This is a genomic window from Paraburkholderia sediminicola (genome assembly GCF_902859805.1).
In the GTDB taxonomy this organism is placed as follows: Bacteria; Pseudomonadota; Gammaproteobacteria; order Burkholderiales; family Burkholderiaceae; genus Paraburkholderia; species Paraburkholderia sediminicola.
Map to the genome: position 1 here is coordinate 79,788 of NZ_CADIKC010000009.1, position 24,384 is coordinate 104,171.

Genomic DNA, 24,384 nt, shown 5'->3' on the forward strand with positions numbered 1-24,384 from the left:
GAACACATGATACATCGACGTCGATACAGCCGGATCGGGCTGGTGTTGGGGGGCGGCGCAGCACGTGGCTGGGCGCATATCGGTGCGATTCGCGCGTTGCACGATGCGGGCATCAAGCCGGATGTGGTGTGCGGCACGTCGATCGGTGCGCTGGTGGGCGCCGTGTATGCCAACGGCGATCTCGACTGGCTCGAGGAGTGGGTCTCCAGGCTCACGTGGCAAACCGTGGTGCGGCTGCTCGATCTGCGTTTTTCGGGCGGCTTGCTGGGCGGGCGCAAGGTGATCCAGATATTCGCGGACAAATTCGACGGCCGCTCGATCGCGCAATTGAACATGCCGTTCGCGGCGGTGGCCACCGAGCTCGATTCGGGCCGCGAGAGCTGGTTACAGGACGGCAGTGTGGTGGACGCGGTGCGCGCCTCGATTGCGATTCCGGGGATTTTCACGCCGGTGTATCACAACGGCGTGTGGCTGGTGGACGGCGGCTTGAGCAATCCGGTGCCGGTGTCGGTGGCGCGCGGCATGCGGGCGGACTGCGTGATCGCGGTCGATCTGAACAACGACATTCTGAATGGGCGCGATTTTGGTGGCGCGGCGGTCGAAACGCCGGCAATCGATCCGGATGCGCCGCCGCCGGTCGCGTTGCGGCGTAATGGGAAGCCCTGGCCGCGCTGGCTGGCACCTGCCGAGGGGCGGGCTTCCGATGATGTGCGGGTGGCGCCGGCGCCGAGTGCGCGGGTGCCGTCGATGCTGAGTTCGATCGCGCAGAGTATCGACATCATGCAGGTGCGGATTTCGCGGAGCCGGCTGGCGGGTGAGCCGGCGGATATTCTGATTCAGCCACGGCTGGGCGGAATGGGGATTTTTGATTTTCATCGCGCTGGGCCCGCGATGGAGGAGGGGCGTGCTGCTGTTGAGTATATGTTGCCGGCTATTCGGGCTCGGCTGGGGATTGAATGACGGTTTGGTTTTTTGCCTTTTGCGGCGGCATTTGGCCGTGTTCTTAGGGCTTTGGGTTTTCCTTGTTCTGGCTTTGGTGCCTTTCCTTGCATTGTTAGTGGTGTATTAGCGTTCCCCCTGTGCGGGGGGCACCTACTTTTCTTTGCTTGCCGCAAAGAAAAGTAGGCAAAAGAAAGCGGCTCAAACCGCCAATGCTAAGTGGGCGCCGTGGTCTGCTGCGGGTAGTGGTGCATCTGGAATCTGGGTTCGTGCACCGGCATGCTCTTGTGACAAGGGCGTCATACTTCCGGCGGCGCTGCGCGCGCCGAAGAGTACTTCTTAAAACCTCCCTCTACGTTTCATTTCCTACGCCTCGCCGACGGGCCGTGGCTCGTCTTTGCTCCGCCACAGCCACAGCCACCACAGCCGCCACAGCCGCCACAGCCGGAACCGGAACCGGGACCGAGACCGAGACCGAGACCGTGACCGTGACCGTGACCGTGACCGTGACCGTGACCGAGCTTGCGGGGCACCGACAAATCAATTGAGGTAGGGGTTCCCGGCGGAATGCAGGAGCGCGTCGCCGAGGCGAAGCCGACGGCTCCCACAAACCTCAACCGAAGCCCGTGGTTTCGCCCGCAGACCCGTCCGCGACGCACGCAGTGCGGAGTGGGAGCTGATGAGTCCTTTGTCACTAGCGCGGAATGTGCGAGAACACGGATTCCAGTCGCACCACTACCCGTAGCAGGCTACGGTGCCCACTTAGCATGAGCGGTTTGAGCCGCTTTCTTTTGCCTACTTTTCTTTGCGGCAAGCAAAGAAAAGTAGGTGCCCCCCCGCACAGGGGGAACGCTAATAGACCACTAACAATGCAAGGAGAGGCACCAAACCCAGACCAAGGAAACACACCAAAACCCAAAAACCACAACCAAACAAAGACACACCGCAGGCCCCACCTATATCGAAAAAGCGACCCAAAACTTGCTAAATCGCGGCAGCGCAGACAGCGAGTCACGCGCCTTGCAAACCGATATCCCCCGCAAAACCAAGCCCTGCCAGCGCCCAAGCCGCGGCAAACACCCCATTGCTGCACCGCAGCACGCCAATCCTTTCACTTTGAGAAATTAATTTCCGCTTGCGAGACTCCGCGCCATGCCGGATGAGTCGGGCAGGCATACCCCGCCCCCATCCATGACATCCTCAATAAAACCTGGATGGAGACACGCGTGTTCCTTTACGGCTTTGGTCCGGTGTTGCTGGCCGGCACGATCCAGACGATCGAGCTGTCCGTCCTGTCGCTGGCAGCCGCCGTGCTGCTCGGCCTCGCGGGCGCGGCGGCGAAACTCTCCTTCAACCGCCCGCTCAGGGCAATCGCCACCGGCTATACGACGCTGATCCGCTCGGTGCCCGACCTCGTGCTCATGCTGCTGCTGTTCTACAGCATCCAGATCGCGGTCAACAATCTCACCGATGCGCTCAATCTGCCGCAGTTCGATATCGATCCGTTCGTGGCCGGCGTGCTGACGCTCGGCTTCATCTACGGGGCGTATTTCACCGAAACCTTCCGCGGCGCGTTTCTCGCAGTGCCGCGTGGCCAGCTCGAAGCGGGCAGTGCCTACGGCATGAGCGGCGCTCGGGTCTTCACGCGCATCCTGTTTCCGCAGATGATGCGCTTCGCGCTGCCGGGCATCGGCAATAACTGGCAAGTACTGGTCAAGGCGACAGCGCTGGTGTCGATCATCGGTCTCGCCGATGTCGTCAAAGCCGCTCAGGACGCCGGCAAGAGCACCTTCAACATGTTTTTCTTCATTCTGGTCGCCGCGCTGATCTATCTGGCGATCACCACCGCGTCGAATCTCGTGCTGATCTGGCTGGAAAAGCGCTATTCCATCGGCGTGCGTCACGCGGAGCTCTAAGACCATGATCGACATTCTCAATCAATTCTGGCGCGCGTTCCTGTACTGGGATGGTCAGCGCATGTCCGGTCTCGCCGTCACGCTGTGGCTGCTGGTGGCCTCGATCGGGATCGGCTTTTTCATGGCGATTCCGCTTGCAGTGGCTCGCGTGTCGAAGAAGCGCTGGCTGTCGACGCCGGTGCGTCTCTACACGTACGTGTTTCGCGGCACGCCGTTATACGTGCAACTGCTCCTGATCTACACCGGCATGTACAGCCTCGAATTCGTGCGCTCGCATCAGTTGCTCGACGCGTTTTTCCGCAGCGGTTTTCACTGTGCGATTCTCGCGTTCGCCCTGAACACCTGTGCGTACACCACCGAGATTTTCGCCGGCGCGATCCGTTCGACTTCGCACGGCGAAGTGGAAGCGGCCCGTGCTTATGGCATGAGCTGGTTCACGATGTACCGCCGCATTGTGATACCGTCCGCGCTGCGCCGGGCGCTGCCGTTGTACAGTAACGAAGTGATCCTGATGCTGCACGCCACCACGGTCGCGTTTACCGCTACGGTGCCGGACATCCTTAAGGTGGCGCGCGATGCGAATTCCGCCACGTATCAGTCGTTCGATGCGTTCGGCCTCGCGGCGCTGATTTACCTGGTGGTGTCGTTTGGGCTGGTGGCCTTGTTCCGTCGCGCGGAGCGGCACTGGCTGGGTTACCTGGCGGTGCGTACGCACTGAGCAGGCATGTTTCGATTGAGCGGCGCGGCAGGTTCGCGCCGTCACGTAGATTGATCCGTATTTTCAAAGGGAGAGCATCTTGCTCCACACGACTCAAACCGAAGCTTGCAAGCTCGCCGTCCAGGACATCCACAAGCGCTATGGCGACAACGAAGTGCTCAAAGGCGTGTCGCTGAACGCAAACAAGGGTGACGTGATCAGCATCATCGGCGCGAGCGGATCGGGCAAGAGCACCTTCCTGCGCTGCATCAATTTCCTGGAGCGGCCGAACGCGGGGCAGATCGTCGTCGACGGCGAAATGGTCAAGACCAAGGCCGACCGCGCGGGCAATCTGGAAGTGGCCGATCACAAGCAGTTGCAACGCATCCGCACGAAGCTGGCAATGGTGTTCCAGCACTTCAACTTGTGGGCGCACATGAACGTGATCGAGAACATTGTCGAAGCGCCGATTCATGTGCTCGGCATGTCGCGTCGCGAAGCCGAAGAACGGGCGCGCGAATATCTCGAGAAGGTCGGTCTCGCGCCGCGTCTGGAAAAGCAGTATCCGTCGCATCTGTCGGGCGGTCAGCAGCAACGGGTCGCTATTGCGCGTGCGCTGGCGATGAATCCCGACGTGATGCTGTTCGATGAACCGACATCCGCGCTCGATCCCGAACTGGTCGGCGAAGTGCTGAAAGTGATGCAGAAGCTCGCCGAAGAAGGCCGCACGATGATTGTCGTGACACACGAAATGGGCTTCGCGCGCAACGTGTCGAACCATGTGATGTTCCTGCACCAGGGCCGCACGGAAGAAGAGGGCTTGCCCGCTGAAGTGCTGACCACGCCGCGCAGCGAACGGCTCAAGCAGTTCCTGTCCGGCAGCCTGAAGTAACGCGCGGCTCGCGCATTCCGCGTTTTACTGACAAGTGATGGCTCGCACGTCTAACCCGGCTCGCACCACGCAGGTCGCCATCGTCGCCTTGCCGCCGGTGTCGATGTCGGGCGTCGGGCCGATTGTCGACGCGCTCAATCTCGCCAACGAAATCGACGGCCGGGCGCTATATCGCGTACAGGTGTGTTCGTGGGACGGCCGCGCGGTACCTTTGTCGGGCGGCGCGCAATGGCCGGCCGATGCCGCATTCGGCGATGCGATTTCGTGCGACTGGCTGATCATCGTCAGCGAACGGTTCCAGCAATTCGCCGACTACCGGCTGTTTCTGGCAAGTTTGTCGCGCGTCGGGCAGCGCACACCGCTCGTCACGGGCATTCATCACGGTGTCTGGTGGCTGGCGATGGCGGGGCAATTGTCCGGCTATCGTGTGAGCGTCAACTGGGAAACCTATCAGCAGTTCTCCGAGCAGTTCGAGCGCTCGATCGTCACTCAGCAAATCTTTGAAATCGACCGTGATCGCGCAACCTGCGCGGGCGGTCAGGCGACCGTCGACTTCATGCTGGCGATGATCGGCCGCGATCACGGGCCCGAATTGGCGGACCGGATTGCGGACACGCTTGGTGTCGGCGTGTTGCGTGCGGGCGAAGAGCGTCAGCGGATTCCGTTTGTGACCGCGCCGGGCGAGCGTCATCCGCGTTTGAACGATGCGCTGATGCTGATGGAAGCGAATATCGAAGATCCGCTGACCACCGATGAAATCGCCGGTCTCGTCGGTGTCTCGCGGCGTCAGTTGGAGCGTCTGTTCCGTCAGTATCTCGGCTCGATGCCGTCCAAATACTATCTGGGGCTGCGTCTTTCGAAAGCGCGCACGCAGTTGCAGCGCACCAGCAAATCGGTGGTGCAGATCAGCCTTGCTTGCGGATTTTCGTCGGCGGCGCACTTTTCGAATGCTTATCGCGAACGCTTTAATGTCACACCACGCGAGGATCGTCGTAACTGGATCGACAAGCAGACCGGCGCGACCGGCGCCGGGGCCAGTGAGCCGCGCCCGGCTGCGTTGATCGAGCCGCCCGATACGGCGGAATAGGCTAGCAGGACAAGTAAGCTGAACAAGCGGCGAAATGGAACAGCCGAACCGGTAAGTCAGCGAGGCAAGCAAGCCGGCCAGGCGAAATAAACGGCCGGGAAACTGGCAGTTTGCGACCTGCCAGTGACATGCCGTGCGACATATCCGCCGGAAGCTCATAGAAAGCGTCGCGTATGCGCAAGACGTATTGCGTGCGGTTTCCTACACTACGTGTATTACCTCTCACCTGTAACGAGAATTTGCCATGAACGACCTGACTGTGACACGCCAGACCTTCGACGAAGTGATGGTGCCGGTGTTTTCGCCCGCCGCCTTCGTGCCGGATCGCGGTCTCGGCTCACGCGTCTGGGATACGCAAGGCCGCGACTATATCGACTTCGCCGGCGGTATCGCCGTCACCGCGCTCGGTCATGCCCATCCTGAACTGCTGAAAGTCCTGCACGACCAGGGCGGCAAGCTGTGGCACATCGGTAACGGCTACACCAACGAGCCGGTGCTGCGTCTCGCCAAGCGCCTCGAAGACCTGACTTTCGCCGACCGCGCGTTCTTCGCCAACTCGGGCGCTGAAGCGAACGAAGCGGCTTTGAAGCTGGCGCGCCGCGTCGCGTTCGAGCGCCATGGCGCCGATAAGGTCGAAATCATCTCGTTCACGCAGTCGTTCCATGGCCGTACGTTCTTCACGGTGAGCGTCGGCGGCCAGCCGAAGTATTCGGAAGGCTTCGGCCCGGTGCCGGCCGGCATCATCCATCTGCCTTACAACGATATCGAAGCGGCGAAGAAAGCGATCGGCGCGAAGACCTGTGCGGTGATCGTCGAGCCGATCCAGGGCGAGGGCGGCGTGATCCCGGCCGATCCGGCGTTCCTGAAGGCGCTGCGCGAAGCCTGCGATGAGCACGGCGCACTGCTGATTTTTGACGAGGTACAAACGGGTGTGGGCCGCAGCGGCTATTTCTACGCGTACCAGGACACCGGCGTGACGCCGGACATCCTGACCACCGCAAAGGCGCTCGGCAATGGCTTCCCGATCGGCGCGATGCTGACCACCAACGAACTGGCCGCGCACTTCAAGGTCGGCGTGCATGGCACGACCTACGGCGGCAATCCGCTGGGCGCGGCGATCGCGGAGAAGGTGGTCGAGCTGATCAGCGATCCGAAGGTGCTCGAAGGCGTGCGTACGCGCAGCGATGCTTTGAAGGGCCAACTCGCAAAGCTCAACGAACGCTTCGGTCTGTTCAAGGAAGTGCGCGGCAAGGGTCTGTTGATCGGTGCTGAATTGACCGATGCGTTCAAGGGCCGCGCGAAAGATTTCGTCACGGCTGCGGGTCAGCACGGCGTGATCATGCTGATGGCGGGTCCGGACGTGCTGCGTTTCGTACCTTCGCTGATCATGCCGCGCGACGACATGTACGAAGGTTTCGCGCGTCTGGCCAAGGCGATCGAAGAGATCGTCGGCGCAAAGACTGAAGCCGCGTCGAAGTGAACCACGGCAGCGAGCTCAAGCACTGAATCATGCGTCACATTCAACAGGAACGATGATGCTCTTCGTACGCCCCGGCCGCCTCGCCGATCTCGATGCGCTCGAACATATGGCGCGCACCGCGCAACCGGTGCTGCATTCGCTGCCGCACGACCGGGGCGCGCTCGAAGCGCGCGTCGCGTTGTCGGAAGACTCGTTTCGCGCGGATGTCGATTTTCCGGGCGAGGAGTTCTATCTGTTCGTGCTCGAGGATGCACAGAGCGGCAAGCTGATGGGCACGGCGAGCATTGTCGCCGCCGCCGGTTACTCGGACCCGTTTTACGCGTTTCGCAATGACGCACTGATTCATGCATCGCGTGAATTGCACGTGAATCGCAAGATCCACGCGCTGACCATGTCGCATGAATTGACGGGCAAGAGCCGGCTGGCGGGCTTCTATATCGACCCGTCGCTGCGTGGCGATGCCGCCGCGCATTTAATGTCGCGGGCGCGAATGATGTATATCGCCGCCAATCGCAAGCGCTTTACGCCGGAAGTGTTCTCGCTTCTGCTGGGCGTCACAGACGATTCAGGCGTGTCGCCGTTCTGGGAAGCAGTGGGGCGCAAGTTCTTCGGCCGCAATTTCGCTGACATCGAAATCGAATCGGGTGGCCGCAGCCGCACCTTTATCGCCGAAGTGATGCCGACCTATCCGATCTATGTGCCCTTGCTGCCGGAAGCGGCGCAGCGGGTGCTCGGCGAGCCGGATTCGAAGGCGCTGCTCGCGTATGACATTCACCTCGAAGAAGGCTTCGAGACGGATCGCTTCATCGACATTTTCGACGCCGGCCCGGTGTTGACCGCGCAGGTGGATCGCAGCGCGTGCGTGACGCGAAATGAAACACGTGTGGTGCGCGAAGCCGGCGCCGCTGCCGAGGGCTCGACCTATCTGATCGCGCATAACGGTGCGGATGGCGAGTTCCGCTGCGTGCTCGATACCTTGTCGGGCGAAAAGGCGACCGGCGCGTCGTTGTCGCATGCGGCGCGCGCCGCACTCGGCGTGCAGGAGGGCGACGCGGTACGCTGCGTGCCGCTGCATCAGCCGCATCAGGAAGAATTGACGGGAGACGCACGATGATCGTCGTTCGTGTAGTGCAACGAGGCGATGTGGACGCGCTCATGCGGCTCGCGCAGGAGACCGGCCCCGGTCTCACCACTTTCAAGCCGGATCGCGATGCGTTGGCGGCGCGCGTTGAGCGTGCCCGCCGCACGACGGAAGACAAGGCCGAGCCGCACGAAGCCGGTTACTTCTTCGTGATGGAAGACACCGATACGGGCGACGTGGCCGGTGTGTGCGGTATCGAAACTTCAGTTGGGCTGCAGCAGCCGTTCTACAACTATCGCGTGAGCACGGTGGTGCACGCGAGCCAGGACCTCGGCATCTGGACGCGCATGCGCGCGCTGAACATTTCGCATGACCTGACGGGTTACGCCGAAGTGTGTTCGCTGTTCCTGAGCCCGCGTTATCGCACGAGCGGCGTCGGCGGTTTGCTGTCGCGTTCGCGCTTCATGTTTCTCGCGCAGTTTCGCGAGCGCTTTCCGCAGCGTCTGTGCGCGGAATTGCGCGGCCATTTCGATGCGGAAGGCACCTCGCCGTTCTGGCGCGCGGTCGGCTCGCATTTCTACCAGATCGATTTCAATGCGGCGGACTATCTGAGTTCGCACGGCCGCAAAGCGTTTCTCGCCGAGCTGATGCCGCGCTATCCGGTGTATGTCGAACTGCTGCCGGAAGAGGCGCAGGAATGCGTCGGCCTCACGCATAACGACACGATTCCGGCGCGCCGCATGCTCGAATCGGAAGGGCTGCGCTACGAAAATCACGTCGATATTTTCGATGCGGGTCCGGTGCTCGAATGCCATATCGCCGACTTGCGCACGGTGCGCGAAAGCGTGGTGGTGCCGGTCGAAATCGCCGACGTGCCGGCGGGCGCGCCCCAGGATGCGCCGCGTTCGATGGTATCGAATACTTCGCTGGGCGATTTTCGCGTAGGCGTGGCCGCAGGCGTGCCGCAAGACGGCGTGTTCCGTATGAGCGCCGCCGAGGCGGCCGCACTCGACGTCAAGGCAGGCGACCCGGTTCGGGTGCTGCCGCAGAAACACAAACAAGGATGATCATGAGCGAGCTTTTCATCGACGGCGAATGGGCCGCCGGCACAGGACCCGCATTCGCGTCGCGCAACCCGGGTACGGGCGCGACGGTATGGGAAGGCAATAGCGCCTCGGCGGACGACGTCGATCGCGCAGTGCGCAGCGCGCGCCGTGCGTTCGCGGCGTGGTCGGCCTTGAGCCTCGACGAACGTTGCGGCGTGGTTCGCCGCTTCGCTGCACTCGTGACGGAACGCAAGGAAGCGCTGGCCGAAGCGATCGGCCGCGAGACCGGCAAGCCGCTGTGGGAAGCGCGCACTGAAGCGGCTTCGATGGCGGCGAAGGTTGAAATTTCGATTCAGTCGTACAACGAGCGCACCGGCGAAAAGCGTTCGCCGATGGCTGACGGCACGGCTGTCTTGCGGCATCGTCCGCATGGTGTGGTTGCGGTGTTCGGGCCGTATAACTTTCCGGGGCATTTGCCGAACGGGCATATCGTGCCGGCGCTGATCGCGGGTAACGCGGTGGTGTTCAAGCCGTCGGAGCTTGCGCCGGGCGTGGCGGCTCTCACGGTGCAGATCTGGCGCGATGCGGGCTTGCCCGCCGGCGTGCTGAACCTCGTGCAAGGCGAGAAAGAGACGGGGATTGCGCTCGCCAACCACCGGCAGATCGACGGCCTGTTCTTCACGGGTAGTTCGGATACCGGAACATTGCTGCACAAGCAATTCGGTGGCCGTCCGGAGATCGTCCTCGCGCTGGAGATGGGCGGCAACAATCCGCTCGTGATCGGACCGGTGGTGGATGTCGACGCCGCTGTGCATCACACGATCCAGTCGGCGTTTCTGTCGGCGGGGCAGCGTTGCACGTGCGCGCGCCGTATCTTTGTACCGAACGACGCGTTTGGTGACCGCTTTGTAGAACGCCTGACCGAAGTGACGTCGCGCATCAGCGTCGGCGAATACAATGCCGATCCGCAACCGTTCATGGGCGCGGTAATTTCCGCTCGTGCGGCTTCGCGTCTGGTCGCGGCCCAGGAGCGGCTCCTCGCCGACGGCGCGAAAGCACTGCTGAAGATGGAGCAGCGCGATCCGAAACTCGGCTTCGTCACGCCCGCGATTCTCGACGTGACCGCGGTGAAGGACTTGCCGGACGAAGAGCATTTCGGACCGCTGGCACAGATCATTCGTTACGGCACATTTGACGAAGCGCTCGAGAAAGCCAACGATACCGAGTTTGGTCTCTCAGCCGGCCTGCTCGCCGACGATGAAACCCTGTGGACGCATTTCCAGCGCACCATCCGCGCGGGCATCGTCAACTGGAACCGGCCGACTAACGGTGCCTCGTCGGGCGCGCCGTTCGGTGGTCCGGGACGTTCGGGCAATCACCGGCCGAGCGCGTTCTACGCTGCCGACTACTGCGCGTATCCGATGGCCTCCGTCGAGAGCGCGCAACTGCAAATGCCCGCGAGCGTTTCGCCGGGCCTTCAATTCTAAGGATCGACGATGCAAGCCACTGAAGCCAATTTCGACGGTCTCGTCGGCCCGACCCACAACTACGCCGGGCTTTCGTTCGGCAATGTAGCGTCGCAGAACAACGAGAAGTCGGTCGCAAATCCGAAGGCCGCTGCCAAGCAGGGCCTGCGCAAGATGAAGCAGTTGGCCGATCTCGGCTTTCATCAGGGCGTGCTGCCGCCGCAGGAGCGTCCTTCGATGCGTCTCTTGCGCGAACTCGGTTTTTCGGGCGACGACGCGACGGTGATCGCACGCGTCGCCAAAGACGCGCCCGAGTTGCTGGCCGCCGCAAGTTCGGCTTCGGCAATGTGGACCGCGAATGCGGCGACGGTGAGTCCGTCGGCCGACACGCACGACGGCCGTGTGCACTTCACGCCGGCCAATCTGTGCAGCAAGCTGCATCGCGCGATCGAGCATGAGTCGACGCGCCGCACCTTGCGTGCGATTTTCAGCGACGCGGATCGTTTTGCTGTGCATGAAGCGCTGCCCGGCACGCCGGCACTCGGCGACGAAGGCGCGGCGAACCACACGCGTTTCTGCTCGGAATACGGCACACGTGGCGTCGAATTCTTCGTGTATGGCCGCAGCGAATATCGTCGCGGACCGGAGCCGAAGCGTTTTCCCGCACGTCAGACCTTCGAGGCGAGCCGCGCGGTCGCGCATCGTCACGGTCTGGCTGAAGCGGCCACGGTGTACGCACAGCAGAACCCCGATGTGATCGACGCGGGCGTGTTCCATAACGACGTGATCGCCGTCGGCAACCGCAATACGCTGTTCTGCCATCAGCTCGCATTCGTCGAACAGCAGGCGGTGTACGACGAACTGCGCACAAAGCTCTCCGGGTTGAAGGCCGACTTCAACGTGATCGAAGTGCCCGACGCGCAGGTGAGCGTGTCCGACGCGGTTACGTCGTACCTGTTCAATAGCCAGTTGCTGACGCGCCCGGACGGCAAGCAGGTGCTGGTGGTGCCGCAGGAATGCCGCGAGAACGAGCGCGTGGGCGCCTATCTGGACGATCTGACTTCGCACACTGGTCCGATCGACGACGTGCTCGTGTTCGATCTGCGCGAAAGCATGAAGAACGGTGGCGGTCCGGCATGCCTGCGTCTGCGCGTGGTGCTGAACGATACGGAGCGCGCGGCAGTGACGCCTGGCGTGTGGATCAACGACAAGCTGTTCGGCCGGCTCGATACGTGGATCGAAAAGCACTATCGCGATCGTCTTGCACCGTCCGATCTGACCGATCCGCAATTGCTCGCCGAGTCGCGCACCGCGCTTGATGAACTGACGCAGATTCTCGGGCTGGGTTCGCTGTATGACTTCCAGCGCTGAGCACGGTATGCCGGTTTCGATGCTCGACGATTTCCTTGCCTACACATTGGCGGGGACGCGGCCCGGCGCGCAGGAAATGCAGGGCGTGTGCGCCAACAACGGCAACGGCGTGCGCTGGTCATGGCTCGACGACGGCGTGCTGCTTATGGAGCCCACGGTGCGGGATGAAGGTATCCGCAGCGTGCTTGTCTCCGCAGGCGTGCATGGCGATGAAACCGCGCCAATTGAACTGCTGTCGTATCTCGTGCGCGATATCGCACGAGGCGAGGCCGCTTTATCGTGCCGCCTGCTGGTGATTCTCGGCAACGTCGACGCCATGCGTGACGCTTGCCGTTATCGCGATGACGATCTGAACCGACTCTTCAGCGGACGGCACGAGCAGGTGCCGCACAGTCACGAAGCGCCGCGCGCGGCGGCGTTGGAGCGTGCGGCAACGCAGTTCTTTGCCACGGCATCGCAAGCGCCGGGCGCGCGTTGGCATATCGACATGCATACGGCGATCCGCCCCTCGGCTTTCGAGCAATTCGCCTTGTTGCCACACACCGGCAAGCCGTTTTCGCGCGCCATGTTCGAATGGCTCGGCGAAGCGCACATCAGCGCCGTCCTGCTGCATACGACCAAGGGCAACACGTACTCGCACTTCACCGCGCATGCGTGTGGCGCCGAAGCGTGCACGCTCGAACTCGGCAAGGTGCGCCCGTTCGGGCAGAACGACTTGACACGTTTTGCAGGCGCGGATGAAGCGCTGCGTCGTCTGCTGGCTGGTACAAAGAACGGCAACGCGCCCGTGACAATGCCGCGCGTGTTCACAGTGATCGACCAGCTCACCAAGCAAAGTGAAGCATTCGAATTGCTGGTGGCCACGGATGTGCCGAATTTCACGCCCTTCGTGAAAGACACGGTACTCGCACGCGATGGCGAATATCGCTATACCGTGCGTCACGATGAGGAACGTCTTGTGTTCCCGAACGCGACGGTCAAGCCGGGTTTGCGCGCCGGCTTGATGGTGATCGAGACGACACAGGACACGCTGTCCAAGCTCGTTTAGACGCTTTATTGCAGAGCAGAACGTTGCGCGCCTTTTTGCGCGCAACGTCTCATACCAAACCGCTTACGCGGCTTGCGTCGCGGTCTGACTGATTAGTCCTTCGGCGATCATCGCTTCGCGCACCTTCGGCCGCGCCGCGACGCGCGCCAGATACTTACCCAAATGTGGATACTTGCTCAGATCCACCGACAGCATCCGCGCCCAGCTCAACACCGTGAACGCGTACGCATCGGCGACTGAGTACTCTCCAGTGAGATAGTCGCGTGACGTGAGTACACCCTCGAGTTCACTGAAGCGTGTAGCGAGTTTTGCCAGACATTCGGCCTTCGTCGATTCGGCTGTCTCCTGATGCCAAAGCCAGGGGCTGAATGTCTTGTGCAACTCCGTGCTGATATAGGTAAGCCATGCGACTGCTTCGAGACGCTGCGGCGTTCCGGCGGCCGGCAACAAGACGCGCTCCGGCGCGAGATCGGCGATGTATTGCAAGAGCGCCGCGCCTTCCGTATGACGCGAACCATCGGCGAATTCGATGAGCGGCACATAACCGCGCGGTGAGATTGCATAGTAATCGTCGCCGTTGGCGAGCTTGTGCGTTTGCAGGTTGACCTTGACGGTGTCGAAGTCGAGCCCGGCTTCGCGCAGGGCAATGTGAACGGCCAGCGAGCAGGCGCCCGGCGAATAGTAGAGTTTCATGGTGTCACCGCTATAAACGAGAGTGAAGTCCCGGCAGGTGCCGGTGGCAAGGCTCGTCGGCCGACAAGTCGATGTGGTAAAAGTAGCCCGGATCGCATTCAGAATAAACAGGCGGCTTGCCAAACCATGCGTGCAAAAACGCAATACGAACTGACTTCGGCGGATACCCAGACCATTCTCGCGCTGGTGCGCGCCGGCACGCTGGCGGAAGCGGCGCAGCGTCTGGGCATGGACGCGTCGACGATTTTTCGCTCCGTGCAGCGGATCGAACGCGGGCTTGGCCAGCGCCTGTTCGAGCGTTCGCGCAGCGGTTATCGCGCGACGCCGCTCGGCGCGCAACTGGCGCGTCATGCCGAGCGCATCGAAAGCGAGTTGGCGGCGGCGCGCTCGACGGTGCAGGCGAGCAGTGACCGCGTGTCCGGCAGTGTTCACGTGACGACCACCGATACCGTTCTCTACGGTCTCCTGCTGCCTGCGCTGCATGATTTCGCGGCGCTGCACCCCGCGTTGTCGTTCGAACTGACGGCGACCAACAGCCTCGCGAGCCTGACCAAACGCGACGCCGACATCGCCGTGCGCGCCACGCGCCGCGCGCCGGATCATCTGGTCGGCAAACATGTGGGCCCGCTGCGCATCGCCGTATTTACCGCAAAGGCGAGTGGGATCCGGGCAAGCGACGCCGATGCGCTGTCACGCTGCGATTGGGCGGCGCCGGACAGCTCGCTCGGCGATCATCCTTCGGTTTTGTGGCGCAAGCGTCATTGTCCGACGGTCGAGCCGCGTTACAAGACCAACAGCGTGATGGCGGTGTTCGAACTGGTGGTGCAAGGGTTCGGTGTCGGCATCTTTCCCACCTTCCTCGCGCGCGGCCGCGACGATCTCGTGCAACTGACTCCGCCGCTCGACGAAGCCGAATCGCAGGTCTGGGTGCTGGCGCATCCGGAGTCGCGTCATCTGCCGCATGTCGCGGCGGTCTACACGCATCTGTCGCAACGGCTCGGCAGCGATTTCGCGGCCGGCGACGGCGCGGTCTGACGCGTATCCGGACGCTTTTGTTTGCCTGAGCACGACACGAAATTGCGCCTTTATGCGCGCCGAACCGGCTTCGTCTAACGAGGCACGCGTCTATGTGCCCGCCAGGCGTGCTGTGCGAAGCCTGTACAATCCCGCCCTCGCGGCTGTTGCGCTGCACCACACTGGCCGCACGAGTTTGAATCGCATTTTTGGCGCGGCAATCATGCTGGCCCGGATTCGGCTCCGTCTTATTCAATACCGTAGAGGAACACCCGTAATGAAGATGAATTGGCGAAACATGGCTGCGCTCGCGCTGTTCGCGACGGCAACGATAACGGCAGGCACCGCCTCGGCAGCGGATATCAAGGAAGTGCGCTTCGGCGTCGAGGCGTCGTATGCGCCGTTCGAATCGAAGTCGCCGTCGGGCGAGCTGCAAGGTTTCGATATCGACATCGGCAATGCCGTGTGTGCAAAGCTGAAGGCGAAATGCGTGTGGGTCGAGAATTCGTTCGACGGCCTGATTCCGGCGTTGGAAGCACGCAAGTTCAACGCGATCAACTCGGACATGACGATCACGGAACAGCGCCGCCAGGCCATCGACTTCACCGATCCGATCTACACGATCCCGAATCAGATGATCGCGAAGAAGGGCAGCGGTCTGCTGCCTACGGCGGCTTCGCTCAAGGGTAAGCACGTCGGCGTGTTGCAAGGCACGATTCAGGAGACGTATGCGAAGGCGCGCTGGGCGCCGGCCGGCGTCGACGTCGTGCCGTATCAGACGCAGGATCAGATCTATGCCGATCTCGCATCGGGCCGTCTGGACGCTGCATTCCAGGACGCGGAAGCCGCTTCGAAGGGCTTTCTGAAGAAGCCGCAAGGCGCGGGCTTTGATTTCGCGGGCCCGGCCGTCAGCGACGAGAAGCTGCTCGGCGCGGGCGTGGGCTTTGGCCTGCGCAAGGGCGACAAGGCGTTGAAGGACGCAGTGAACCAGGCGGTCAAGGAACTGAAGGCCGACGGCACGATCGACCGCTTCGCTGCGAAGTACTTCGACGTGAAGGTCGTGTTGAAGTAACGCGTTATGTATCTCGCCTAATGCAAACGGCCGCTGATGCGGCCGTTTGCATTTTTGGCGACGCTTGAAGCGTCATTGGCCTGACGCGTATCTCAGCCTTGCTTCATGTGCTTCATCTGCACGGCATCCACGCGCCGTGCATGCCGTGGACGCCGCACGGCGACAAACGGTCAGCGAACGTTCGCTTCAGGCTGATCCAGATAATCGAACACCACTTCACCGAGTCCTAGCGTCAGATCGGCAATCAGATGCCGCGCCTCGACGATTTCGAGCACCGGCAATTCTGCGACCGGCGCCAGCGCATGGTGTGCCAGTTCGAGGGATGCGGGACCCGTCCATGCGCCTTTAAGGGTGATGTCCTGCAGGTAGTAGCGCACCAGTTCGCAAATGCGCGGTGTGCCGTCCACGTGAGGGATGACTTTCAGCAGGAAGTTCGGCGTCTCCAGACGCTTCTGTTGCTGCGCAAGATCCAGTTGCCGATGCTTGTAGCCCATCGTGCCGGTGGCGATGCGCACGGGGCCGTAATCGAGCGTGCCGACGAGCGTGTCGGTATGGACTTCCAGCACCGGCGAGGCGAGCTTCTTCGGAAAGCCCCACAACTCACGGCCGCCGGCGATCGGTGGATGGTCGTCCAGATACATCGCCAGCGTATAACCACCTGCCACGCCGTTGTACGACACCGGGATCACCTGACCGCTTTCCGTGTAGTCGCCGAAGCCGGTCGAATCCGGCATGCGAATGAATTCGTAATGAACGAGCGGCTCGCCGATCTGCAGCGGCTCGGGCACCACGGCGCGCAGTTTGTCCGGATCGGTGCGGTAGGTGATGATCAGAAATTCCCGGTCGACGAAACGATACGGACCCATCGGAAACGCCGGGCTCGTGATCGGCATCGCGAATGCATTTGACAGCACGCTTTTGACGTCCATGATTTTCCTTGGTGGTTAAAGGCTTGTGGTGGAACGCTTTTGCACTGCACAAGAGTATCGTCGATTCTTTCCTTCTCTTCAGCGAGACTGGTTGCCAAATATTTCGAGATATTGCAGCGTTGACATGTCCGGGCGCATCGGCCTGCGCTAAAATCGGCGGGCGCACCGCACGCGCTAAGGGTCTCGGGGCCTGGACGTGCGCGATGGGTGCAGCAAAAACCAAAATACAGCAGGAAGCGCCAGGGCGGCGCTTAGCGGGGGACCAGAATGACCACCATCGCAATCGAGAATCCCAGCCATACGGGGGCTGCGGACGATGCGCAACTGAATGCCAGCTTCGCGCGCCAGCCGATTCTGAATCGGGACGGCATGCTATGCGGCTATGAGATCAAGGTGCGCGCGCCGGAATTGCCGGTGAGCGCCGACTCCGACGCGGGCGCAGCATCGGCCGCCGATCCGGCTGCCGACGCTTTGCCGGGCCGTGCGCCCGAGCCGGCGCAACTCGTCGCGCGAGCCGTGATTCGCGGTTTGATGCAAGGCAATGTGCGCGGTGCGCTTACCGGGCATCCCGCTTACGTCGACGTAAGCCGCGAGATGCTGTTCGACGATTCGATCCAGCATCTGCCCACTGACCGCTTCATGTTCGAATTGTCGCCGTCGATCCTGGTCGACGATGCGCTGATTGAGCGCATCGTTAAATTGCATGGGCGGCGCTATCGCTTCGTACTCGATGAAGTGACGCAGCCCGATGAAACGTTTGCGAGGCTGCTGCCTTACGCGGAAGTCGTCAAGATCGATTTCACACGGGCGTCGAAAGCGCTGTTGCCCAAGTTGACGAGCGTGCTCAAGTCCGCGGGCAAGCTGCTGATCGCGCTGGGTCTCGACGCACAGAGCGATTTCGAGGAGGCACATGCTCTCGGTTTCGACCGTTTCCAGGGCTACTTCTTCGCGCGTGCGCAGACCTCGACGACGCGGCGTGTCAGCGCGCCGCGGCATGCATTGCTAAATCTGCTGCAACTGTTGTCGGGCGACCCGACCGTTGCGCAACTCGAAGCCGAACTCAAGCTGAATCCTGTGCTGGTCATGCATCTGATGAAGCTCGCGAATTCGAGCGGCCTCGCCGTCGGCCACAAGGTCACGACGCTGCGCGAAGCGATCAACGCGACCGGCACGAATCGGATCGCGCGCTGGACGCAATTGCTGTTGTACGCGGACGGCCGCAAGGTTGCGCTCGAGGACGATCCCCTGCTGCAACTCGCGGCGACCCGGGCGCGCTTCATGGAACTGGCGATCGAACGCTTGCCCGAAGCAGGGCGTGACGAAGCCGATGCAGCGTTTCTGACCGGCGTGTTTTCGTTTGTCGATGCGGTGTTCGGCGGCTCGCTCGAAAGCACGCTGAATGTGCTGACGCTATCGCGGCCGATTCAGGCGGGCATCCTGCATCGGCAAGGCGTGTTGGGGTTGTTGCTGACCGCGGTCGAAGCACTCGAACGCGGGGCGTGGGATGAACTCGATGCCTTGTGCGCGCGCTTGCAGCCGTTGACGGTGGAAGAGATCGCGCTGCTTGGATTGGCGGCGGGGGCGTGGGCCGGGGTTGCGGATCGGAGTGCGGAGGGGTTGGAGCGGATCGAGGATTGAGGGGGAGGCGTCGGTTGGCGAGTTGCTGGCTGATGTGCGTTGAACTCCGGGTGGGAATGTGGCGGCGCGGATTGATGTGGTCTTCCCTGAATGTCGATTGATAGGTGCAGGCAATTCATTGCATTGCAAAACGGCGAAGCACGGCTTCGCCGTTTTGCGTTTACGGCGTGCCATGCCTTGAACGAGCACCAGGCTGAAGGTTGAGCCAATCACTTTCCTTGAATTCTGACGACGCTGTCAGAAGGGGCCGATAGCGCATTTTGGCTAGGTGGGATAGATTCGCTGCCGATTCTTTCGGTGTGAAAGGATTGGTTGCTGGTCTAACGGCGCCACCGATCATCGTCGATCGTTCTGGCAAAGTTCGCCGGGGCTTTCAGCATTTGCAATTCAGAGACCGGCCCGCTGCGATTCTCGTCGGTCGTGCGGACTTTGAATGTCGGGCAGAGAACTGGTGTGATGTGAGCCAAGATAGACGAGTTTCTCCTAGGTATAGCTCTCGTACCGTCTCGTATTGCAAGGTTTAGAAAATATCCAGCGGCGGATAGGGCTTCTCCAGAACTATCGCCAGGCGAAGGAGGCGTAATGGATTTTATTGTTTGGTTCTTCCTCGACGTACTCTGTTGGGGTGTCGGGGCCTTCGGGTTGAAGGTTTTATCTTTTGGAAGACTAAGAGTTTCGAAGTTGGAGCCGGAATGGGTTGCCGGATTTGGAGCTGTTGCTATAACTGTTACGTTTGCTTCGATGATTTACATGATCAAAAAGGGGCTTTGATCTGCGAATTGCAAGTCGCGTCAAATGTCGGGTAGAGCAGCGCGGAAGTCTTGAGCGATAAAATCTGGTAATAAAAATCTTAATCTACTCTATCCTTTCTAAGGAAAATTTAGAGAGCGTGCGGTTGTCGATAAATGATGAAGGATGTCGGAAATTCCCGTCAGAGAGTCGACGATACTGTTTTTTATTTGGGAATTTTCCTCGCTCCATCGAGAAAAATCTCATGGTGCGACTCGGGGTCAGACCGGTACATTCGCTCGGTAGGTTAGTTCCTTTCCAAGCGGAAGGGCAATGGTGGTGACATGACTTTTGTGCCAGATTTTTTGCATTGGCAGGCTGAGTCACGTCCGGATTTTAGTGAGGCGAATAGGAGGGTATGCGGTGGTGAAAAAGATTACATATGCGGGGCTTCTTTTCGCAGTTGCTGCTGCCGGCTGGGCTGTGATATTCGCTCGTAGTCCAGGACAGATATTTCCGGGAGAGATGGCCTGGGTATTCTATCTTGTCGCAATCCCTGTATTTGCACAGTGCGGAATATTCGTGGAGAAGTCGTTTCGGAGTGCTTTTTGGAAAGATGGAATCCCAGTTTCGCCGATTTTGGAGAAAAAATGGAGTGATCAGTACTTTGTCATCCGAGGAATTTGCGGGCAGAACAGAAAGTTTGGGACAGTGACAACCTCATCTGAAAATTATAAGTATGAATCGTTGTACAACTTGTCGTGCAGTGGTATTTCGGCAGTTGTGATGTCAAAAACTATAAAAATTGGAAAGGTACTGATTGCTGCGGTAGTTGTACTCGTTGTTATAAAAATTATTACGTCCCCAGTTATTCAGAGCGGAGCCTTAACAGTCAAAGGTGAATTGGCAAAAAGTTGGCCGTTAGTCTGGTTTGTGGTTGGGAGTCTGCAGTTGGCGCTATTTATGTGCATAACGCTTATTTTATATTGGATGTTTTCGAAAATCACTTGTTTAATTCGGGGTGAAAAATGAGTATGTTCACGATCGTAACTAATACAGGGATTGTTGTAATTGAAGTCGCGCCCTCCCTAGGGCGGCGTTTACTCGACAATCTTATCCGCAACACCGACGCAGGGGCGAACCTGTACGGCCAGGCTCTGGGAAAGGCGAGTGACGCGACATCATTGTATGACATGGTAAATTCGGTTACTGCTGGCCTAATGGGTGGCGACGTAAGCAACAGTATTAAGTCGGTGGGAGGATTCGCATTCGGAGTCGCGACGGGCGCTGCAACTCAGGCAGCGGTGAATGTTGTACTTGGTGGATTGGCTGGTGGCGCGCTGGTGACAAATCCCGCCGGATGGGCAGTGGTGGCCGGTGCAGGGGCAGGCATATTAGTTGGGTACTACGCGGACCAGTACTATAAAAATAACTATGACGCAGCCATGCAGGAGGCGGGTGAACTTGCTCAGAAGATCAACGATGCTATTTTCGGTGACGGTGACGGTGACGGTGACGGTGACGGTGACGGTGATGATTCCGCGGAAGATGGCAAGCTAAAGACATACGACCCCACGGGTGCGTACGATCCTTCGAAGAGTAATGGAAGCCCGGGCGGGGGTCTCCCGTTCGATCTTGGCCGCAATATTCACGATTTTTTTAAATGGCTCTCGCAGTCATTGAATCTTGTCGATCCCCTCATCCTGGACATCGACGGTGACGGTATCCACACGACTAACCCAGACAATTCCAACGCCTACTTCGATTTCGATGGCAGCGGCAGCCGTACCCATACCGGCTGGATCAGCACGGGTGACGGTTTCCTCGTCCTCGACCGTAACCACAACGGAACGATTGACTCTGGCGCAGAACTGTTCAGTAATTTCACCCCGCTCGCAAACGGCACGCTTGCCGCGAACGGCTTCGACGCACTCCGCGAGTTCGACCTGAACAGAGATGGTGTCATCGACCGCAACGACGCCATCTGGTCGTCGCTGAGAATCTGGCGCGATGCCAACGGCGACGGCACTTCACAATCTGGTGAACTGCTCAGCCTCGACGAACTCGGCATTGTCTCGATCAATCTGAGTAAAGACGCCACCATTCGCACGCTTGAAAACGGCAACATGGTGCGAGGTTCCGGCTCGTTCGTGCAAATGGTAGATGGTGTTCCCGTCGAGCGGGACATGCAGGAAATCTGGTTCGGCCAGGACACGCTGCACCAGCGGTTCGACACGGCCATCCCGCTGCGTGACGACGTCATCGCAATGCCATACGTACAAGGCGCCGGTAATGTGCGAGATCTGTGGCAGGCCGCCAGCCTGGATACACCCGAAGGCACCGCATTGCGCGCACTGCTCGACCAAATCACGCACGCAAAATCGGCGGCCATGCAACAGGCGCTGATGGAGCCGTTGCTGAAGGCCTGGGCAGCGACATCGGGCATGACGACGTCACAGTCGCTTAAGGACGCAGGCAAACGGACTATTACCGGGTACGCCAGCGACGTCGACTGGATCGGCCGCCTTACCGTACTCGAAAAAATGTCGGGCACGATGCTGGGGGCCAATAGCAGCGGAACGGTGAACCTGTCAGGCACGCGCGGTCAGTATGTTTCGAACGCATGGTCGACACTAGTTGAGTCAGTCTATAGGGCCGTCGCAATGCAGACGGTCTGGAAGCCGTACCTCGATGCCATCGTCTACGAGGTGAACGACGGCGGGCAAGTGCAGGCCGACTTCAACGGCATGATGTCGAAGCTGAAAGCGGCGGAAACCGTGACCGGCGCAACGGATGTCGCGTTCATACTGGCCGGACTGACGAGAGCATTTGGTGTGAACTGGTTGCAGCAGGGGTTCGACATTGGCGCGGAACTCCGCACCTATGTCGAGGCACATCAGAGCGATGCGATGCGCGAAGCGCTTGGTCAACTAGGCGTCTTGTTCGGCGATGGCACACTGAACGGTAAGTCCACCGGCTCCTCGGGCAGCATCCTAATCGGCTTCGCTGGCAAGGACGTGCTGAACGGCGGTGACGGCGACGACATCCTGTTGGGCGGCGACGGCAACGATACGCTTTACGGTGGCGCTGGCGATGACGTGCTTGATGGTGGCGCAGGTGATGACCTGTTAGTCGGAGGTACGGGCAGCGACACCTATCTGTTTGGACGGCGCTCGGGTAACGACACGATCGAAGAGGCCTACGACTTGTATGGCAACGACACGGACGTGGTGGTCTTCGACGCAGACATCAGGCCGCAGGACGTGACGGTGCGTCGTGATGGCCAAGGCTCGGATCTGCTGCTCACGTTGTCCGGCTCCAACAACGTCTTGCGTATCAAGATGCAGTTTTACCAGAGCGGTCTGTTTTTCCCCTACGGCATCGAACTGTTCAAGTTTTCCGACGGTACGATCTGGACCAAGCAAGATGTCGCCCTGATGGCGTTGCAAGGCACGCCGGGCAACGACGTGCTGGTTGGCTACAACGGCGACGACATACTCGACGGCGGTGCAGGCAACGACTTGCTGATCGGCGGCGCAGGCAGCGACACGTATCTGTTCGGCCGGCATTCCGGAAACGACACGATCGAGGAGGCTTACGACTTGAACAGCAAGGATACCGATGTCGTGTTGTTCGACGCCGATATCCGTCCGGAAGATGTCACCGTGCGTCGCGACGGCCAAAATTCGGATCTACTACTCACGATCGCCGGTTCGAATAACGTGTTGCGTGTGAAGATGCAGTTCTATCAGAGCGGTCTGCTATTCCCCTACGGCATCGAACAGTTCAAATTCGCCGACGGCACGATCTGGACGAAGCAGGACGTCGCTCTGATGGCGTTGCAGGGCACGCCGGGCAACGACGTGCTGGTTGGCTACAACGGCGACGACATACTCGACGGCGGTGCAGGCAACGACTTGCTGATCGGCGGCGCAGGCAGCGACACGTATCTGTTCGGCCGGCATTCCGGAAACGACACGATCGAGGAAGCGTACGATCTGAACGGCAAGGATACCGACGTCGTGGTCTTCGACGCCGACATCCGTCCGGAGGACGTCACCGTGCGTCGCGACGGCCAAAGCTCGGATCTGCTGCTCACGTTGTCCGGTTCGAACAACGTGTTGCGTGTGAAGATGCAGTTCTATCAGAGCGGTCTGCTATTCCCCTACGGCATCGAACAGTTCAAATTCGCTGACGGCACGATCTGGACGAAGCAGGACGTCGCCCTGATGGCATTGCAGGGTACACCTGGCAACGACGTGCTGGTTGGCTATAACGGCGACGACATACTCGACGGTGGTGCAGGCAACGACTTGCTGATCGGCGGCGCAGGCAGCGACACGTATCTGTTCGGCCGGCATTCCGGAAACGACACGATCGAGGAAGCGTACGATCTGAACGGCAAGGATACCGACGTCGTGGTCTTCGACGCCGACATCCGTCCGGAGGACGTCACCGTGCGTCGCGACGGCCAAAGCTCGGATCTGCTGCTCACGTTGTCCGGTTCGAACAACGTGTTGCGTGTGAAGATGCAGTTCTATCAGAGCGGTCTGCTTTTCCCCTACGGTATCGAACAGTTCAAGTTCGCCGACGGCACGATCTGGGACAAGCGGACCGTCGCGTTGATGGCGTTGCAGGGCACGCCCGGCAACGACGTTCTGGTTGGCTACAACGGCGACGATGTGCTCGACGGCGGCGCAGGCAACGACTTGCTGATCGGCGGCGCGGGCAGCGACACGTATCTGTTCGGCCGGCATTCCGGAAACGACACGATCGAGGAAGTGTACGACCCGAACGGCAAGGATACCGACGTCGTGCTATTCGACGCGGATATCAAGCCCGGCGACGTCACCGTGCGTCGCGACAGTAACAGTTCGGACCTTCTGGTCACGCTGTCGGGTTCCGACAATGTACTGCGAATCAAGATGCAGTTCTACGAGAGCGGTTCGACGCTGCCGTATGGAATAGAGCAGTTCCGTTTCGCCGATGGCACCACGTGGGATAAAGCAACGATCAACGCAAAGGCGTTAGCGGCGGGGCCTAAGCTAATGTCGTCGATGCGAACCTTCGAGCCGGATCCAATCGACCCATCGGCATACATCGAAAGCAAACTGGACCTGCTGATCCAGACAATGGCGAGCATCGCGCCGCCGTCGTTATCCGACTCGGCATGGCAGCAAAGCGCAACGCAAGCGCTGACACCGCCGGTAGCAGTGAACTGTTTCTAGTTCGTTTCGCCATCGTTAGGTCGCGCGACGCTTATGTCGTGCGACCTGCTTACCCGTA

19 protein-coding genes are annotated in these 24,384 nt (G+C 60.4%); 17 read left to right on the forward strand and 2 right to left on the reverse strand.

The window, feature by feature from the left end:
• The first annotated feature begins 6 nt into the window (after nt 1-6).
• From R8871_RS27495 to astE, 11 genes are all read left to right on the forward strand, one after another.
• Nucleotides 7-960: a patatin-like phospholipase family protein gene (locus R8871_RS27495; RefSeq protein ID WP_175053292.1), complete on the forward strand. Its 954-nt coding sequence runs from the start codon at nt 7-9 to the stop codon at nt 958-960.
• A gap of 1,205 nt (nt 961-2,165) precedes the next feature.
• Nucleotides 2,166-2,855 (forward strand): ABC transporter permease, encoded by a 690-nt coding sequence (locus tag R8871_RS27500; protein WP_012432581.1) that lies wholly within the window; start codon nt 2,166-2,168, stop codon nt 2,853-2,855.
• 4 nt (nt 2,856-2,859) lie between these two features.
• A complete protein-coding gene (locus tag R8871_RS27505) occupies nt 2,860-3,573 on the forward strand; it encodes an ABC transporter permease (protein ID WP_054043065.1) in 714 nt (237 codons plus the stop codon).
• Between the two features lie 79 nt (nt 3,574-3,652).
• A complete protein-coding gene (locus R8871_RS27510) occupies nt 3,653-4,444 on the forward strand; it encodes an ABC transporter ATP-binding protein (protein ID WP_054043063.1) in 792 nt (263 codons plus the stop codon).
• 37 nt (nt 4,445-4,481) lie between these two features.
• On the forward strand, nt 4,482-5,531 hold the full coding sequence (locus R8871_RS27515) for a GlxA family transcriptional regulator (RefSeq protein WP_175053293.1): 1,050 nt from the start codon (nt 4,482-4,484) through the stop codon (nt 5,529-5,531).
• A 244-nt stretch (nt 5,532-5,775) separates the two neighbouring features.
• A complete protein-coding gene (locus R8871_RS27520) occupies nt 5,776-7,011 on the forward strand; it encodes an aspartate aminotransferase family protein (protein ID WP_175053294.1) in 1,236 nt (411 codons plus the stop codon).
• A gap of 55 nt (nt 7,012-7,066) precedes the next feature.
• Complete coding sequence (aruF, locus tag R8871_RS27525; protein ID WP_175053543.1) at nt 7,067-8,125, forward strand: arginine/ornithine succinyltransferase subunit alpha; 1,059 nt, start codon at nt 7,067-7,069, stop codon at nt 8,123-8,125.
• Entirely contained in the window at nt 8,122-9,159 is a 1,038-nt protein-coding gene (gene astA / locus R8871_RS27530) for an arginine N-succinyltransferase (protein WP_175053295.1), read from the forward strand. Before aruF ends, astA begins: the two co-directional genes overlap by 4 nt.
• A gap of 2 nt (nt 9,160-9,161) precedes the next feature.
• The gene (gene astD / locus R8871_RS27535) at nt 9,162-10,625 is read left to right on the forward strand and encodes a succinylglutamate-semialdehyde dehydrogenase (RefSeq protein ID WP_175053296.1); all 1,464 of its coding nucleotides are present in this window, start codon (nt 9,162-9,164) and stop codon (nt 10,623-10,625) included.
• Nucleotides 10,626-10,634: 9 nt separating this feature from the next.
• Nucleotides 10,635-11,975: an N-succinylarginine dihydrolase gene (gene astB / locus R8871_RS27540; protein ID WP_175053297.1), complete on the forward strand. Its 1,341-nt coding sequence runs from the start codon at nt 10,635-10,637 to the stop codon at nt 11,973-11,975.
• Nucleotides 11,959-13,023 carry a succinylglutamate desuccinylase gene (gene astE / locus R8871_RS27545; protein ID WP_246287774.1) on the forward strand — a complete coding sequence of 355 codons (1,065 nt, stop codon included), beginning with the start codon at nt 11,959-11,961 and terminating at the stop codon, nt 13,021-13,023. The genes astB and astE overlap by 17 nt, the downstream gene beginning before the upstream one ends.
• Nucleotides 13,024-13,086: 63 nt before the next feature.
• On the opposite strand, the gene gstA is transcribed toward astE, so the two are convergent.
• Nucleotides 13,087-13,716: a glutathione transferase GstA gene (gene gstA / locus R8871_RS27550; RefSeq protein ID WP_175053298.1), complete on the reverse strand. Its 630-nt coding sequence runs from the start codon at nt 13,714-13,716 to the stop codon at nt 13,087-13,089.
• Nucleotides 13,717-13,842: 126 nt separating this feature from the next.
• On the opposite strand from gstA, the gene R8871_RS27555 reads away from it, so the two are divergent.
• A complete protein-coding gene (locus tag R8871_RS27555; protein WP_175053299.1) occupies nt 13,843-14,751 on the forward strand; it encodes a LysR family transcriptional regulator in 909 nt (302 codons plus the stop codon).
• Nucleotides 14,752-15,007: 256 nt separating this feature from the next.
• Nucleotides 15,008-15,802 carry an ABC transporter substrate-binding protein gene (locus R8871_RS27560; RefSeq protein WP_175053300.1) on the forward strand — a complete coding sequence of 265 codons (795 nt, stop codon included), beginning with the start codon at nt 15,008-15,010 and terminating at the stop codon, nt 15,800-15,802.
• 170 nt (nt 15,803-15,972) lie between these two features.
• Here the strand turns inward: R8871_RS27560 and R8871_RS27565 are convergent, their stop codons facing one another.
• Nucleotides 15,973-16,731 (reverse strand): acetoacetate decarboxylase, encoded by a 759-nt coding sequence (locus tag R8871_RS27565; RefSeq protein WP_175053301.1) that lies wholly within the window; start codon nt 16,729-16,731, stop codon nt 15,973-15,975.
• Between the two features lie 267 nt (nt 16,732-16,998).
• Between R8871_RS27565 and R8871_RS27570 the strand changes: the two genes are divergently transcribed.
• From R8871_RS27570 to R8871_RS27585, 4 genes are all read left to right on the forward strand, one after another.
• Nucleotides 16,999-18,369, forward strand: coding sequence for an EAL and HDOD domain-containing protein (locus R8871_RS27570; protein ID WP_175053302.1), 1,371 nt, complete (start codon nt 16,999-17,001; stop codon nt 18,367-18,369).
• Nucleotides 18,370-18,951: 582 nt separating this feature from the next.
• Nucleotides 18,952-19,140, forward strand: a complete 189-nt coding sequence (locus R8871_RS27575) for a hypothetical protein (protein ID WP_175053303.1) — start codon at nt 18,952-18,954, stop codon at nt 19,138-19,140.
• 384 nt (nt 19,141-19,524) lie between these two features.
• The gene (locus R8871_RS27580) at nt 19,525-20,130 is read left to right on the forward strand and encodes a hypothetical protein (RefSeq protein ID WP_175053304.1); all 606 of its coding nucleotides are present in this window, start codon (nt 19,525-19,527) and stop codon (nt 20,128-20,130) included.
• A gap of 272 nt (nt 20,131-20,402) precedes the next feature.
• Nucleotides 20,403-24,326, forward strand: coding sequence for a calcium-binding protein (locus R8871_RS27585; RefSeq protein WP_175053305.1), 3,924 nt, complete (start codon nt 20,403-20,405; stop codon nt 24,324-24,326).
• Nucleotides 24,327-24,384 lie beyond the last annotated feature (58 nt).